The organism is Collinsella sp. AF02-46-1, from assembly GCF_003465825.1.
Classification (GTDB): Bacteria; Actinomycetota; Coriobacteriia; order Coriobacteriales; family Coriobacteriaceae; genus Collinsella.
Map to the genome: position 1 here is coordinate 70,211 of NZ_QSBV01000004.1, position 16,699 is coordinate 86,909.

11 protein-coding genes are annotated in these 16,699 nt (G+C 60.5%); 7 read left to right on the plus strand and 4 right to left on the minus strand.

Annotated elements, in window-relative coordinates:
* Positions 1-31: 31 nt before the first annotated feature.
* From DWV20_RS02695 to DWV20_RS02705, 3 genes are all read left to right on the plus strand, one after another.
* The gene (locus DWV20_RS02695; protein ID WP_117778711.1) at positions 32-1,012 is read left to right on the plus strand and encodes an alpha/beta hydrolase; all 981 of its coding nucleotides are present in this window, start codon (positions 32-34) and stop codon (positions 1,010-1,012) included.
* Between the two features lie 123 nt (positions 1,013-1,135).
* Complete coding sequence (locus DWV20_RS02700; RefSeq protein ID WP_118256323.1) at positions 1,136-1,780, plus strand: DUF4867 family protein; 645 nt, start codon at positions 1,136-1,138, stop codon at positions 1,778-1,780.
* 344 nt (positions 1,781-2,124) lie between these two features.
* Positions 2,125-3,555 (plus strand): 6-phospho-beta-glucosidase, encoded by a 1,431-nt coding sequence (locus tag DWV20_RS02705; protein ID WP_117800091.1) that lies wholly within the window; start codon positions 2,125-2,127, stop codon positions 3,553-3,555.
* Positions 3,556-3,857: 302 nt separating this feature from the next.
* Here DWV20_RS02705 and DWV20_RS02710 read toward each other — a convergent pair whose 3' ends face one another.
* Positions 3,858-5,369, minus strand: a complete 1,512-nt coding sequence (locus DWV20_RS02710; protein WP_117800092.1) for a nucleoside hydrolase-like domain-containing protein — start codon at positions 5,367-5,369, stop codon at positions 3,858-3,860.
* 262 nt (positions 5,370-5,631) lie between these two features.
* Positions 5,632-6,969, minus strand: a complete 1,338-nt coding sequence (locus tag DWV20_RS02715) for a prolyl oligopeptidase family serine peptidase (RefSeq protein ID WP_117766220.1) — start codon at positions 6,967-6,969, stop codon at positions 5,632-5,634.
* 489 nt (positions 6,970-7,458) lie between these two features.
* Here DWV20_RS02715 and DWV20_RS02720 point away from each other — a divergent pair, with 489 nt between their 5' ends.
* Complete coding sequence (locus tag DWV20_RS02720) at positions 7,459-8,886, plus strand: PTS transporter subunit EIIC (RefSeq protein WP_118256324.1); 1,428 nt, start codon at positions 7,459-7,461, stop codon at positions 8,884-8,886.
* A 208-nt stretch (positions 8,887-9,094) separates the two neighbouring features.
* Positions 9,095-10,408: a DUF4038 domain-containing protein gene (locus DWV20_RS02725; RefSeq protein WP_099432502.1), complete on the plus strand. Its 1,314-nt coding sequence runs from the start codon at positions 9,095-9,097 to the stop codon at positions 10,406-10,408.
* A 189-nt stretch (positions 10,409-10,597) separates the two neighbouring features.
* Here DWV20_RS02725 and mgtA read toward each other — a convergent pair whose 3' ends face one another.
* Complete coding sequence (mgtA, locus tag DWV20_RS02730) at positions 10,598-13,366, minus strand: magnesium-translocating P-type ATPase (RefSeq protein WP_118256325.1); 2,769 nt, start codon at positions 13,364-13,366, stop codon at positions 10,598-10,600.
* A 436-nt stretch (positions 13,367-13,802) separates the two neighbouring features.
* On the opposite strand from mgtA, the gene pyrE reads away from it, so the two are divergent.
* Entirely contained in the window at positions 13,803-14,483 is a 681-nt protein-coding gene (gene pyrE, locus DWV20_RS02735) for an orotate phosphoribosyltransferase (protein WP_117564525.1), read from the plus strand.
* 377 nt (positions 14,484-14,860) lie between these two features.
* Positions 14,861-15,481: a helix-turn-helix domain-containing protein gene (locus DWV20_RS02740; RefSeq protein ID WP_055250846.1), complete on the plus strand. Its 621-nt coding sequence runs from the start codon at positions 14,861-14,863 to the stop codon at positions 15,479-15,481.
* 143 nt (positions 15,482-15,624) lie between these two features.
* Here DWV20_RS02740 and DWV20_RS02745 read toward each other — a convergent pair whose 3' ends face one another.
* A complete protein-coding gene (locus tag DWV20_RS02745) occupies positions 15,625-16,479 on the minus strand; it encodes a MurR/RpiR family transcriptional regulator (protein ID WP_089573523.1) in 855 nt (284 codons plus the stop codon).
* Positions 16,480-16,699 lie beyond the last annotated feature (220 nt).

Consider the following 16,699-nt stretch of genomic DNA (forward strand, 5'->3'; position numbering starts at 1 on the left):
GAGCCCACCCTCATTTTTGGAGTGACTAGCTATGACAATTACAGCCGATATGACGTTTGGCGAAATCGCGCTCCTTCCTGAGTTCGCTGGCTTTGGCGAGCACCTTATGCTTTGCCGGCCTTCAACTTGGGAGCGCATGTGGAATAAACCCATCGTGTCTCATATGAATTCTGATGCTAATCCATATGAAACTACTCGCGTTTTGCGTGGATTGAATCGGATTGTCGAGCTCGTGGATGACGGGAGGCAAGTTGCCTACGATATATGGGATGAAGCCGACTGCATCCGTGATCCGACTCGACGCAACACGAAACTGTTCTTCTTTCCCGGGAGACCCGGGGCTCCCTTTATCATTGCGGTTTCGGGCGGAGGTTATCAGAGCGTTTGTCATCAAATGGAAGGCTTTCCCGTTGCCCCCGAGCTCAACGATGCGGGCTATAACGTGTTCGTGCTGTCATACAGGGTGAGGGTCGAGCCTTTGATGCCGCGTCCAATCGACGATTTAAATCGAGCTGTCCGTTTTGTCTTCGAGAATTCAGCGAAATTTAATGTCGCAAAAAGTTATGCAGTTATCGGCTTTTCTGCTGGTGCGCATTTAACTGCCGAGTGGGGGACGGACAACAAGGGATTTGCGTCCTACGGATGCGAGGCACCCAAAGCCTTGGTCCTGTGTTATGCACCGATTGATCTTCGTGGCTTTGAGAACGCATCAGACAATAGATTTCTTGATTCGGTGTGCGGCGGGGCTGGTCGCGACTCGCTCGATGATTTCTGTATTAATCAGCATGTGTGGGAGCAGTATCCTCCGACATATCTTTGGCAATGCGCTGACGATGATATTGTATCGCCCGACAATTATGAAAAGATGGTCGATGCTCTGGATGCAGCTGGAGTACACCATGAGGGAGTCATGTATTCAGAAGGGGGGCACGCATTGATGAAGCCCCATGCGCCGGAGACCGACTACTGGTGTATGAGCGTTATTGAGTTTCTTAAAGATTATCTCGACTAGGAAGCTGCATGTCGCTTTTTGAGCGGGTGATTTCGTCATGCAATGTTTTCGGTATTGATCGTGGTCGTGGATGAATGATGTTCTAGAATGTTCATACTGTCACATAAACGAACAGGAGCGAACATGCATATCTACTCTGTATCAGATCCCGAGTTCAAATCCTATGGTCGCGTGTGGGACGACGTGCCGTCCAACCTGACCGCCCCGCTTGTCGAGGCGCTTGCGGCTACTCCCATTCCCGAGGGCACCAAGTACGTAGCAAGCGCGCCGGAGCTCGAGGGCGTCAAGGATGCCGATAAGCTGGGCTTTCTCATGTACGGCGGCCGCTCCTTCCAGCTCGGCTGGTGCAACGGGCACAACACACGCCTCAACTGCCTGGAGTATCACCGCGCCAGCGAGTTTAACCTGGGCGCCCGCGACTTTATCCTGCTCGTGGCGCATCGCTGGGAGATCGAGGACGGCAAGCTCGACACCGCGTGCGTCAAGGCGTTCCGCGTACCGGCGGGCAAGGTCGTCGAAGTCTTCAACACCACGCTCCACTACACGCCCTGCATGGTCGACGACGGCGGCTTCCAGGTGATGGTGGCGCTGCCGGCGGGCACCAATGGCCCGCGCCCCGAGGCCGCAGCCGACATGCCCGCCGCCGGCGACAGCTACTGCTACTGGAAGGCCGACAAGTGGGTTCTCTGCCACGCCGATAGCCCCAAGGCTGCCGAGGGCGGCTACGTGGGCCTCGTCGGCAAGAACCTCGACATCGCCTGCGACTAGCATCTTCCGTCTCGATTTGTAACATCTAGCGGGCTAAATCGTCTCTACCTGTTACAGATTTAGACAAACTGCGGGGGGCTGCCCGAAAATCTCGATCTGTAACACCAAGCCCGGTTTTGGCTGCCTACCTGTTACAGATCGAGACAAACCGCCCCCAACCACCACAAAGGTGCCTATCCCCTTTGTGGTGGTTTGGGGCGGCGGTATCAGAAAGTGTCAGGCAGGGGCGGCTGCCGGGCCGCCGTGTGCGAAAAGAAGTGTCGGCCTGCGTCGTTGCCGTTGAGTAGCGCGCTGCTTACGGGGATACTGAAGCTACGACAAACAGCGTGTGAAAGGATCGATGTATGGCTTTCCGTAAAGACTTCCTGTGGGGCGGCGCGACGGCTGCCAACCAGTGCGAGGGCGCCTACGACGTGGACGGCCGCGGCCTGGCCAACGTGGATGTGGCCCCGCACGGCCCCGAGCGCTTCGCGGTGGTCTCCGGCCAGCGCAAGATGCTCGACTTTGAGGACGGCTATTACTACCCCGCGCAGACCGGCATCGATTTCTACCACCGCTACAAGGAGGACATCGCCCTCTTTGCCGAGATGGGCTTTAAGACCTTCCGCATGAGCTTGGCCTGGACCCGCATCTTCCCCAATGGCGACGAGACCGAGCCCAACGAGGCCGGCCTGGCCTTCTACGAGGACGTGTTCCGCGAGTGCCAGGCGCACGGCATCGAGCCGCTCGTGACCATCACGCACTTCGACTGCCCCGTCCACCTCATCAAGGAGTACGGTGGCTGGCGCAACCGCAAGCTCATCGACTTCTATAAGAACCTCGCGACCACGATCTTTACCCGCTACAAGGGCCTGGTGAAGTACTGGCTCACCTTCAACGAGATCAACATGATCTTGCACCTGCCGTTTATGGGTGCCGGCCTGGTCTTTGAGGAGGGCGAGAACAAGGAAGCCGTCGAGTACCCGGCCGCCCACAACGAGCTCGTCGCCAGCGCTTGGGCAACCAAGATCGCCCACGAGATCGACCCCGAGGTCAAGATCGGCTGCATGCTCGCCGCGGGCAGCTGCTATCCCTACAGCTGCCGTCCGGGCGATGTGCGCCAGGCGCAGCTCGACAACCAGGACAACTACTTCTTTGTCGACGTCCAGAGCCGCGGCTACTACCCGGCTTATGCCGTCAAGAAGCTCGAGCGTCTGGGCATCGACGTCGGCATGACTGACGAGGACCGCGAGATCCTGGCCGAAAACACCGTCGACTTCATCAGCTTTAGCTATTACAGCACCCGTTGTTCCGCCGGTGCCGATAACCCTGATGTCGAGCGCACCCAGGGCAACGCCTTCGCCGGCGCCAAGAACCCCTACCTGCAGGAGAGCCAGTGGGGCTGGGCCATCGATCCGCTGGGCTTCCGCATCACCCTCAACGACCTGTACGACCGCTATCAGAAGCCGCTGTTTGTGGTCGAGAACGGTCTGGGCGCCAAGGATGTTGTCGAGGAGGATGGCTCCATCAACGACGACTACCGTATCGACTACCTGCGCCAGCACATCGCCGCGATGCGCGATGCAGTGACCGAGGATGGCATTGACCTGCTGGGCTACACCACCTGGGGCCCGATCGACCTGGTGAGCGCCGGCACGGGCGAGATGTCCAAGCGCTACGGCTTTATCTACGTCGACCGCGACGACGCGGGCAACGGCACCCTCAAGCGTTCCAAGAAGAAGAGCTTTGACTGGTACAAGCACGTCATTGAAACGAATGGTGAGGATCTGTCCTAAGGAAGCCGAGACACTCAACTTCAGAGTTTCCTAACCAAAACGCCCGGCGAGCAGTTAATGCCCGCCGGGCGTTTTGTTAAAAGAAGTGAAAGCACTCATTGGGGACGTACTTAAATGACCAGTCAAACAAGAACGTCCCCAACGACTACTCATTTAAGTCTGTCCCCAATGAGTGCCCCAAAGTGAGAGTGGATAATCTGCCGTTTTTGGCCTGTTTGGGGGCTCAAAGTGGGAGATTATCCACTCTCGTCATTTGGCCGGCACTTGGGGGCACTTCTTGTTGAGTGTGAGCGCCGTCGCTGCTACGCGACGGTGATGGCGACCTGGCCGTAGCGGGTGCAGGGGCGCTCGGCGCGCGTCTGCACGGTAAGGGTGAGCACAAGGCGGTCGCCGGGCCGCGCGTCGGCGGGCACGATGAAAGCGGTGTCTACCGTGCATTCTTGCCACAGCGACAGATCCTGGGCGCCTGCATAGCTCGACGGGTCCACGGCGACATCCCAATGCACATCGAAGCCCTTGCCGTCGGGGTCGACGATGGTCGCTGTAAGGTCGACGCGCTCGCCGGCTGTGGCGCTGCGGTCGGCCGTGACCTCGACAACATGTGCCGGATGCGAGCAGGCTGCCGGATCATGGGCACACCATTGCGCGCGGGCGGCAAAGTCTTCCTGATAGGCACGCAGGTAGGGATTGAGATTGTCGTCTGCGGGCGTGCCGATGGAGGCAAAACCGGCGGGCGCGTTCGCATCGGGATGCCCATCAAAAAACATGCGGCCCAGCAGCGTATCGAAGTCGCGGTCGTCGATACCGCGCAGGCCAAACGGAAGCAGCGGAATATAGGTCATGCTGTCGCCTTCGGCCATAAAGTCGCCGCGCTCAAACTGCACCGCGGGCCTGCCTTCTAGGCCCCAATCCAGACGGGCATGCTTGCCAAACTGAAAGCGCTCGGGCTCGTTTTCGTAGACCTTACCATCGCCATAGAGCATATAGCGTGCCATGAGGGGTCCGTTGCCCTGCGTGAGATTCCGCTCAGGCCAAGGAGCCTTAAACAGCGGCAGCGTATCGGGCTGAGCTGTTTTGGCGTCGAAATAGTTGCCATACATATAGGGCGTACGCCAAAAGATGAGCTCGGGAAAGAGCTCGCGTCCATGGTCGAGCCACGAGTTGTCCTGCCCCACGCCATCGGCAACGCCCATCACGCGCACCTTCTGATAGACCCGCTGCCGTACGGCGGGCCACTCGGGCGTGGCGCGATAGCGCTCGGCAATACTCATGAGGGCGCGAACGATCGTATTCATACCACCCCAGCTGAGCAACCATAACGTACGCGGATCATCATCCAGAATCGCCTGCGCAATTACGCGAGACCCCTCAGTTTCCTCAGTCACATCACCCTCAAAGGCAACATTTCCCACAAAGGTGCGCTCGATCATCTGGGCGGGCGTGGGAAACGGCGGCTCACCGGCAGCGGCCGCATTTGCTTGCAACTGCGGCCAAGCCTGGGCATATTCATTACTCCAGAGACTCTCAATCCAATGCTCGGGAAACGGCCGATACTCACGAAGCTCGCCGGCTAGCGGATCGGGCTCATGAGGCACAACAGCCCACTCATAAGAGCGCCGCCCTTTGGTCCGCCAATGCGAATTCACCTCGCCGAGCGTATGAACCCCATCCCCAAGAAAGTGATACTGCGAAGCCGTATACACCACAGCCTGAACATCAAGCAAGTTGAGATACAGAGCCAAATGAACAAGCGAGTTCATATCATCGACTTCCATATCAGTGGTAACAATCACCCGAGTCAACTTCTGGGACATAGGAACAGCTCCAATCAAAATCAATTCAGCCAGTTACGCGCAAGGCAAGACGGGACCCATGCCCCCATCGCCACCGACCCGGCGGCCCGCTAGAAGCGGCCGGCCAGGGTCACAGCAACGTCAACGCAGCGGAGACCGGGGTTTAGTCTTGCAAACATTCCGCAGGGGGCATGGGCAGGCGCAGCGCGAAGCGCAAAGCGCCAGCCCATGCATGCCCGAGGACGTTTGCAAGACTAAACCCCGGTCCCCGCGATGGGAGGGCTTAGCGGTCGACCCTGGCCGACCACTCCCAGCAGCCCACCGGCTCGCCGTCGATGAGTACGTTGCCCCCGTCGAAGTCTTGATAACACAGGTCGTTGAATTGGTGGATCCACACGCCGTGGTTGAACGTCTTCTTGGCCGAGCCGTCGGCCTCGCGATACACGCCGGTCAGGTCCTCGACATGGCTAAAGTAGGTGAGATGCACGTTGGCGCCGGCATCGCGCAGGCGCGCGAACAGCGGCAGCACGGTCTGCTGCGGGCACACGAGCTCGTCGCCCTTGGAGTGCGTAAACCACAGCGGCGTCTTGGCGAGCGCGGCTACGTCCTCGTCCGTGGCGTTGTACCACGGGGCGCAGCAGGGAAGGCCCGCGGCGAAGAAATCGGGGTAGTCGGCGCACAGGCGCAGGGTCATAAAGCCGCCGTTGGAAAGACCGGCGACCACGATGCGGTCGGTGTCGATGCGGTCGGCATGCTCGGCGACAAACTCATCGATAAGTGCCTTGAGCACGGGGGAGTAGATGCTCTGGTTGGAGTGACCAAGCTGCTCGACGCCGTTGTCCATCCAAAACGTGGGCGACTGCGGCACGAGCACCCAGGCAAAGCCGCCAAAGTAGCGCTGGATCTGCGCCTGGCTGATGGCCGTCACGCGGTTGCCGATATAGGCGCGCGTGGCGCCTTCGCCCTGCGTGGCGCCCTTGCCCTCGCCGGCGCCGTGCAGATACACCACGAGCGGTGCCTTTTGGGGCACGGCCGTGGCCTCGGGCGCAAAGGGGTTGAAGCATGCCGAGTCCTCGGCCTTAAAGCTGGGCTCAAAGAAGCCGTATTCGAGCGCGATACCGTCGACGGCGGTCTTTTGCGTGTCGTTGCTCCAGCCTTTGAGCGCAGGGCAGATATCGCCACGGCAGGTGTCGAAGACCAGGCCGCAGGTGGGATCGTCGCCGTCGTTGCCGGGAAGAGCCGCGAGCTGCGTGATGCGCAGCTGGTCATCGAGCATGCGCGAGCCCATGACGCCGCCTTCGATGGTCTTGGTCAGGCGCTGCTCGGCGACCTCGAGCGCCACATGGGTGCCCACGGCGAGTTTACGTCCGTTTTCGTCGCACGGATATGCGGCGAGAACGTCGATGTAACCCACGGAGGGCGCGGCATGGTCGGCGCCGCGCTCCTTGCGCATCAGAACTTCGCCCGAGCGTTCGTGACGCTCTACATATATATGGAAGGTGTTCGCGTCGATGTCGTTGGCGCGCACGGTGCAGGGCAGGTCGAGTACGACCTTGCTGATCCAGGGGCCAAAGTCGCCCAAGGTGGTGACGGTTGCGTAGGTACACAATTTGAGCTCCATGAGCTGCCTCCCTTACGCCGCGAATGCCTGGCATCTGCGGCAATACAAACTAAACATGTTTAGTGTAATCTAGAATTGAAGAATAACCAGATGAACTCGGTAAACGGCAAAATTAAACACGCCATGAACTACTAAACATATGTTTACTAGCTTCTAGCAGGGCTTCTGTTGATGAGTTAACAGATCAGTGAGGTGTTCATCAAAAAAAATCCCACGTAAATGGCTATATATCAATAGAGGGTCAAAGAGACCATCTCCCGCCATTCAAATACGTTCACCCCCGATTTCCTACCGTTCACCGGACTGTAGACGGCAAAATTGCCATAAATTCGGCGCTCCGTGTAAACTAAAGCCCGTAAACGTTCAGTAAACACCTTGTTTACGACAGCGTATCCAAGGGTCCGGCAACCGTAAGGGGTTATAGTCGCCGGGCCAAAGGCGTGCCTAAGCCCAAGGGGGCTGGCACACGAAGATATGGGGAGGGGTCCCATGGCAGTAGATAACAAGCAGATTGCCACCGATGTCCTCGAGCTCGTGGGCGGTGCGGAGAATGTTTCCGTTGCCACCAACTGCATGACGCGCCTGCGTCTGACGCTCAAGGATAACAGCAAGGCCGACGTGGAGAAGATCAAGAAGGTCAAGGGTGTTCTGGGTTGCCAGTTTGCCGGCAGCCAGCTCCAGGTCATCATTGGCCAGAACGTGCCCAAGGTGCTCGCCGAGTTCGTCGCCATGTCCGGCGTCAAGCAGGGTGAGGCCGTCAACGAGAACCTCGACGCTCCCAAGGAGAAGTTCGAGCTCAAGAACCTGCCCAACATCATCCTCGACTATCTGTCGGGCTCCATGACCCAGCTCATCCCGCTGCTCATGGCCGGCGGTCTGTTCCGCACCATCGCGGCCGTCCTCGGCCCCACCATGCTCGGTGTGCTCTCGGCCGACGACCCGACCTACACGTTCCTCTACACCACCCTGTACGAGGCAACGTTTACCTTTATCCCCATCTACCTGGGCTATGCCGCCGCTAAGAAGCTCGGCGCCAGCCCCGTGCTCGGCATGCTGCTCGGTGGCGCCCTCATGGCTCCTTCCGTGGTGAGCGTCGCCACCCAGGAGGGCGGCGGAATCATCTCCGTCTACGGCATCCAGATCGCCGCTGCCAACTACCAGCAGTCCGTCCTGCCGATCATCCTTTCGGTGCCCGTCCTGTACTTCATCGAGAAGTTCTTTAAGAAGGTCATGCCCGACGTGCTGTCCACGGTCTTCACGCCGTTCTGCACCATGGTCGTCACGATCCCCATTGCCTTCATCGTCCTCGCTCCGATCGGCAACGAGATCGGTACGCTGATCGCCAACGCCCTCTTCGGCCTTGCTGACCTTGGCGGCATCGGCATCCTGATCGTCATGGCCATCCTCGGCGCCTTCTGGCAGCTCTTCGTGGTCTGCGGCATGCACATGCCCGTCATCCTGCTCGCCCAGGTTCAGATCATCGCTGCCGGTTACGATCCCTTCGTCTTCGTTTCCACCAACTGCGCTATGGCCGCTGTCTGGGGCTGCGCCTTCGGTGCCTTCCTCAAGATGAAGAACCCCGACGAGAAGTCTCTCGCCATCGGTTACGTCATCTCCGCCATCGCCGGCGGCGTCACCGAGCCCGCGCTCTTCGGCATCCTCATGCGCTTCCGTCGCACCATGTTTGGCATGTTCATCGGCGGTGCTATCGGCGCTGTGTTCTCCGGCCTCATGGGGGTTACCTACTACCTCGCAGGCGGTGCGTCCAACTTCCTGGTCTTCACCAACTACCTGCAGGGTGGCCAGATGAACACCGTCTGGGCTATCGTTGGTATGGCAATCTCCTTTGTCATCGCCGCTGCCGTCGTCTTTGCCTGCGGCTTCTCCAAGGAGGAACTCGCCGAGATGGAGGCCTAAGGCCAAACCGTTCGGTCACATATGACCTCACCTACACGACAGGGCCCCGTCAGGCGTAAGCCCGGCGGGGCCCTTCTTGCAAGGTAGACTGATGGGGCGGACGGGATTCGCCCGCGAGGGTTTGCCAAGCGGCAGGGGCTTTCGCACGGGGTTACCGCGAAAGCCCCCGGCGGTTCGCAAATCCTTTATCAAACGAAAGGACATGCAGATGAGTTTGGGAAAGCTGACCGTCAACGGTCGCCAGGACGGCTTTTTGTGCGAGGGCAAACCGTTCTTCTGGTTTGCCGATACGTGCTGGAGCGCATTTACGAGCATTGCCGAGGATGACTGGGACTACTACCTGACCCGCCGTGCCGAGCAGGGCATGAATGTGCTGCAGATCAACACGCTGCCGCAGTGGGACCGCTGCTGCCCCGACCTGGGCATTTGGCCCTATGCCAGCGAGGACGGCGTGCACTTTGATTGGTCCCGTCCCAACCAGGCATATTGGGACCGCGCCGCCGCCATGTGCCGTGCTGCCGTCGAGCACGGCATCCGTCCGGCGCTCGTGCTTATGTGGTGCAACTACGTGCCCGGTACCTGGGGTGCCAAGATCGCCGAGCGTTGCGGCGCCGAGGTTATGCCGCGTGAGGAGGTCCGTGCCCACGTTGCCCGCGTCGTCGAGAACCTGGGCGAGTTCAACCCCGTCTACGTGGTGACGGGCGATACCGACTTTGCCGGCGACGAGGCGATCGCCTATTACGAGGACGCGCTCGACGAGGTCGTCAAGCGCGCGCCCGAGGCGCTGCGCACCATGCATATCAACCGCGCCAATCGCACCATTCCGGCGCAGTATCTGGACCGTCTGGACTTTTATATGTTCCAGCCCGGCCACAACTACGAGGGCCAGCCCGAGGCATGGCGTCTGCCGCAGGACTTTATCGCCAACTACCCTAAAAAGCCGATGGTCAACTCTGAGCCTTGTTACGAGCAGATGGGTGCGTCGCGCAATGTGTACTGGCGCTTCACCGCGCAGGATTGCCGCGCGAGCGTATGGTCGTCGATTCTTGCCGGCGCCAGTGCCGGCGTAACTTACGGCGCACACGGCGTTTGGAACTGGCAGACATCGCGCAGCCAAGGCTCGGTGCTGGGCGAGGGCTTCGACATGCCGTTCCGCTGGCAAGAGTGCCTGCAGTTTGCGGGCGTGTGGGACTTTGGCGCGATTGAGCATGTGCTTGCCGGCCTGGGTGCCACGGCTGCCGACGACGCGCTTGCCGTGGTTCCGGCGCAGGAGCTGCTCGATGACGCGCGCGAGGCCATTCGTGTGGCGCGCGTTGGCGATCGCGTCGTCACGTACCTGCCGCGCACCACGGCGCTCAAGTTTAAGCTCGACGGCGCGCGCGGCTGGACGGCGACGGTCCTCGACATGGAGGACAAGCGCATCGCCAAGCTGCCCGTCCGCGATAACGGTGACGGCACCGTGCGCGTGGCTCAGCATCCCTTTGAGCACGACGCCCTGGTGATCCTGACCCCTGGGCGCTAACGGCTCTTCTCCAACATTTACAACCCAGTCCCTTTCATAAGGCTGCGACGGAATGGTTCCTGCATGACGGCTTTAAGCTGTCAAGGGGAGCCATTCCGCCGCACTCATTGGGGACGTGCTTAAATGAGTGGTTTAACTTGAGACGGGACTTTTTGACCGCCTGATGGGTCGCGCGCCACAATTCGGGCGCTACAGTAGCTCGCCGTGGCGGGCAATGTAGCGGCGCTTTGCCAGCTGGGTGAGCGCGATGTAGGCGGCGACGATGCCGATGAGCAGCGCGAAAAAGCTCGTGGGCAGCGTCGTAAGGCCGAGCGCATCGGCGATGGGGCTTGCCGGCAGCCAGGTGACGAGCGCCAGGCCCAGCACGGTGAGAACGCACAGCGCGGGCGCGGCGTGGTCGCGCGGGCTCGGCAGGCGCGGGGAGCGCGGCATGTGGATCACGAGCGTCTGCGACCACATGGACTCGACAAACCAGCCGCTCTGGAAGAGCGTCGCAAAGGCCGCCATGCCTGCGGCGTTGCCCGTCCCGGCGAGCTCGGACCAGCTTGCGCCTACGGTGGCAGGGCACACCACAAAGAAGAGCGCGGCGAAGGTTACGATGTCAAACAGCGAGCTCACGGGACCCAACTCGAGCATAAAGCCCTTAATGGACGCGGCGTCCCAGGCGCGCGGACGGGCGGTCCAGGCGTCATCGACGGTGTCCCACGGCAGCGCGATACACACGATCTCGTAGACCAGCGACAGCAACACCAGCTGCAGGGCGCTCATGGGCAAAAACGGCAGGAACAGGCTCGCGACGGTCACGGACAGTACGTTGCCAAAGTTGGAGCTCACCGTGGTCTTGAGGTACTTGAGCAGGTTGCCGTAGGTGCGGCGGCCTTCGATGATGCCGCGCTCGAGCACGCCCAGGTCCTTCTGAAGCAAGATGATATCGGCGGATTCCTTGGCGATGTCGACGGCCGAATCGACCGAGATGCCGCAGTCGCTCGCGCGCATGGCGGCGGCGTCGTTGATGCCGTCGCCCATAAAGCCCACGGTGTGACCGAGCAGCTCGCGCATGACGCGCACCAGACGCGCCTTCTGCAGCGGCGAGAGCTTGGCGAAGAGGTGGGTGTGCTCGGCGCGCTCGGCAAGCTCGGCGTCATCGAGCGCATCGATCTCGGAGCCCAGCAAGACATCGCTCGCGTCGATACCGATCTGCTCGCAGACGGTGGCGGCGACGCGATCGTTGTCGCCGGTCAGGACCTTGACCGCCACGCCCTTGGCCTCGAGGGTGGCGACGGCGCCCGCGGCACTCGCCTTGGGCGGATCGAGGAAGGCCAAAAAGCCCATCAGCACCATGTCGCACTCGTCGGCGATGCCAAATTCGCCCACGCAGCGCGGATCGGTCTTCTGCGCCACGGCAATCACGCGCAGGCCCTCGGCGTTGAGTTCGGCGACTTGCTTGCGAATCTGGGCGAGCTTATTTTCGCTGAGCGGCTGGGCGACACAGTCAACCTCGACAAAGGAGCAAATCTCGAGCATTTCCTCGGCAGCTCCCTTGGTAACCATCTGGGTTTTGCCCTGGGCGTCGGCGACGACTACGCTCAGGCGACGGCGTGAGAAATCGAAGGGCACCTCGTCGACCTTGGTATAGCGGTCGCGCAGGCTCTGGCCCAGCGTGGAGTCGGGCGCGACAGTCGAGGGCGTCACGTCGGCACGGTCGATGACGGCCAGGTCGATAAGGTTTTTGAGGCCGGTCTGGAAGAAGCTGTTCAAAAACGCATGGCGCAGCACGCGTGCGTCCTCGTTGCCGTCAGTGTTGAGATAGCGCTCGAGCACGATGCGGTCTTCGGTGAGGGTGCCGGTCTTGTCACAGCACAGGACATCCATGGCACCGAGGTTTTGGATCGCCGGCAGCTCCTTGACGATAACCTGGCGGCGGGCGAGGTCCTTGGCGCCCTGCGACAGGCTCGTGGTCACGATGACGGGAAGCATCTGCGGCGTGATGCCCACGGCCACGCTCGTGGCGAACAGCAGCGCGTCGATGACGCTGCCCTTGGTGGCGGCGTTGACGGCAAAGACGACCGGCGCCATAACGAGCATAAGGCGTACGAGCAGCATGGAGACGCTCGAGACGCCGCGGTCAAACGCGCTCTTCTCGCCGCGCCCGTTGAGCATCTTGGCGATGCCGCCCAGGTAGGTGTCCGAGCCGGTGGCAACGACAAGTGCTATAGCGGTGCCGTTTTGCACGGAGGTGCCGGTAAAGACGATGTTTTTGCAGGCAGAGAGCGGCAGCGCGGAGCTGCCGGCACCCTCGGCGACGGTGATGGCAGCGGTCTTTTCGACGGCCTCGCTCTCGCCGGTGAGTGCGGACTCGATCACAAACAGGTCGCGCGCGGTGATGATGCGGGCATCGGCCGGCACCATATCGCCGGCAGAGAGACGGATTACATCGCCGGGGACGAGATCATCAAAGGGGATCTCGATACGCTCGCCGTCGCGCAGGGCACAGCAGGTGTTGGAGACCAGGTCCTTGAGGGCCTCGGCCGCATTGCCGCTGCGAGCCTCCTGGATAAACTTCATGCTGCCCGATACCAGCAGCATGATGCCGATGACGATGACCGTGGAGGGATCGCGCTGGGGCTCGGGTACGGCGAGCACGTCGATGTAGAGCGAGACCAGCGCGAGCGCGGCGAGGATGCCGGCGAAGGGATCGATGAACGCGTCGGCGATGCGGCGGGCGAGCGTCTTGGTCGGCGCCTCGATGGTGTTGGGGCCGGCGGCGTCCAGGCGCTCGGCGGCGTGCTCGGCAGTGAGTCCGTCGGCCGTGGCGTCAAGCAGCACGAGGGCGTCCTCGGCGCTATGGGTGGCGGCGAATATGGTGTTCTTGGACAGGCCGGTGTGAGCGGCGGGGCGCGCCGTGCGGCGGCGCTTGGAGATGACTTCGAGTACCGTGGCGGTTTTGAGCATCAGCATAGGGTCCTCCTTGTTAAAGGGAGTTAGCGTACGTGTCGTATGTGCTTTAAAAACCTAGATGTCGCTCACGTCATGCTCTCGAACCACCACAAAGGCGACAGGCACCTTTGTGGTGGTTTTGACGATCGATTCGTGGCGCTTATGCGTGTGCGGAATCCTCGCGGCGTGCCGAGGGCGACATGCAGGTTTTTCGACTATGGCTGCCTTCCATGGCACACCTCCTTAAGGCCGGGCGCGGCGCGCTTCGGGTGTCTCGCACCCGTTTTAATCCGCCCGTATTCTTGATGAGGGGGTTTGCCGTGTCAACCTCATTGTTCGGAAAACCATTGTCCCTGACAAAGCCTTTACAGAATGACGTGGCCTCAAAGCGCGCCCACATCGACGCCTCGCCTGCGCTAAACTGAAGAGCACGTACGCGATTACGAGAGGAGCCCGCATGGAGGCTTACAAGCAAGAGTTCATCAAGTTTATGGTCGAGTCCGACGTTCTTAAGTTCGGCAGCTTTACGCTCAAGAGCGGCCGTCAGTCCCCGTTCTTTATGAACGCCGGCGCTTACGTGACGGGCTACCAGCTCAAGAAGCTGGGCGAGTATTACGCCCAGGCTATCCACGATAACTTTGGCGACGACTTTGATGTCCTGTTTGGGCCGGCCTACAAGGGCATTCCCCTGGCCGTCGTGACCGCCATTGCCTACCACGAGCTGTACGGCAAGGAGGTCAAGTACTGCTGCGACCGCAAGGAGGCCAAGGACCACGGCGCCGATAAGGGCAACCTGCTGGGCTATGAGCCCCAGGACGGCGACCGCGTGGTCATGGTCGAGGACGTCACCACCAGCGGTAAGTCCATCGACGAGACCTATCCCAAGGTCATGGCTGCTGCCGATGTCGAGATCAAGGGCCTGATCGTGTCCCTCAACCGCATGGAGGTCGGCAAGGGTGGCGTGACCACCGCGCAGAAGGAGATCGAGGCCAAGTACGGTTTCCCCGTCGCGAGCATCGTCTCCATGGCCGAGGTCGTCGAGACCCTCTACAACCACGAGATCGACGGCAAGGTCGTCATCGACGATGAGCTCAAGGCCGCCATCGACGCCTACTACGAGCAGTACGGCGTCAAGTAGGTTCCGCCGTTCTACCGAACGGCGGACCGGCCGACGCTGCGCGCCGCCCAGGACGACAATTTGTCATTCAAAAGGCAAGGCATGACCAAAAGGTCTATGCCTTGCCTTTTTCATGCCAACTTGTTCGTCCTGGACGTCGCTCGCTGTCGTTGCCAAAACATCGGGGCTCTCGCTGCCGTTGCCCAGTCATTGGGGACAGACATAAATGAGTAGTCATTGGGGACGTTCTTAAATGACTACTCAGGATGAGTGTCCAAAAAACCGCGCTCGTTCGATTGGCGCATGTCTACGCAGCGTAGGTTGTCGAGCCTGGCCTTCAAATGGATACTGACTGTCGAACCGGTTCACTCCATTTCTTCAATTTGATTGGACAGCCCATGAACCAGACACGGCAAACCAATGCCTCCCATACTTTTTTGGCAGCGCATGCCATCAAGCAGCTGCGCGAAGAGCGCGGCCTCACCCAGCGCGCCCTGGCGGAAAGCCTTGGCGTGACCGATAAAGCTGTCAGCAAGTGGGAATCCGGCCGCGGCCTTCCCGACATTTCCCTCGTCGAGCCTTTGGCCCAGAGACTCGGCATAAGCGTGGCTGAGCTTTTGGCTGGTGACATTCGGGCTAACGCCAACCGTGCAGGCAATATGCTCAAAGGCGTCTTTTACGTTTGCCCTATCTGCGGAAACGTTGTGCACGCGCTCGGAGAAGGCAGCTTTAGCTGCTGTGGCTCCACGATGTTTCCCCAGGAGGCCGAAGAGCCGGACGCGGACCATGCCTTTTCCATCGAGCGCATCGAGGACGATTGGTACGTCACGCTCGATCATCCCATGACCAAGGATCACTACATTAGCTTTGTGGCATATGCGACTATGGACGGCATCTGCTTTAAGAAGCTCTATCCAGAGCAATCGGTGCAGCCGCGCTTCCATATTACCGGGCGCGGCAGGATATATCTTTACTGCAACCAACACGGACTCTTTACGTCGCTGACGCCTCGCAAATAACGGCTGTCTATCCGCCCTCCTCATGCGTTCCCAGGGGACCCAAAATGAGCGTGGATAATCTCCCGGTTTTGGCCTGTGTGCGGGCTCAAAGTGGGAGATTATCCACGCTCGCTAGGTTGGTGTCCAAAAATCCACGCTCGTCGCTACTTGAGTCCGGGCAGGCGGGTGTAGGGGAACGAGCGCTCTAAGAACTCGGAGCAGCGGGCGTAATCTTTGGCAAAGTAGCTGCTATAGAGCGAATCGAGTACGTATTGCACGGCGATATGGCTGGCGAACTGCGTGATGCGGTGCGTCATGCTCTCGTGGTCGCTTACCGTGAGATAGGCGGCAAAGCCGGGGTGAATGCGGGCACAGTACGGCGTGCCGATGACGATGACCGGGACATGTCGACTGCTAAGGATCGGCAAGATCTCCTTGAGGTTGGGGGCAAGGCCGCTGTAGGAGATGATGATTGCCACATGGTCGGGACCCGAGGCGAGCGCCGTGCGCACCTGCGCCTCGACGCTGTCGTGGCACGTCGCGCTTTTGCCGGCGGAAAGCAGGCGATCGCGGAACATTCCCGCTGGATACAGGTTATGCGAGCCCGTGTAGATGTCCACGGTGCCGGCGCGCATGATGAGCTTGGCGGCGTGGTCGAGCTGTGCAGGGTCGAGCAGCTCCTGCGTTTCGGCCAAGGTGGTCTGGTAGAGCCCCTCCATGCGCTCCATCACCTGCGCAGGGGTGGAGGTGGCATCGAAGGGAAAGTTGATGTCCACGTCGCGCCGGTTGCCCGCCTCGGTCGCCTGGCGGATGAGCTCGACCTTGAGGTCTTTGAATCCCTCGAGGCCGAGCTTTTTGCAAAAGCGGTGCACGCTCGCGACCGAAACGTTGGCGCACGCGGCAAATTCCTTAATGGAAAGCCCGCGCACATCCTCGCCCATGGCGAGGGCCGTTCGCCCAAGTTGTTGCTCGGTGGGGGTGAGGCTTTTGCCCTGCGTGATCTTCCGCCTGATATCCATATGGCTCCTATGCGTTTGCGTCGCGATAAACCAATCATAGCGATAAATAAAACGTTCGGCTTGGCTGGGAGTTTTGGTCCGCCGGTCTATGAACGACGGACCGCTCGACGCTGCGCGGGCCCTTGGCACGGCACCTTGGGCTTCAATCGTCGGGCGCGTGCGGAAGCACACATCCCTCCTCTTTCGGCCCAATTTGCCGCACCAGGGGCCCGCTCGCTGT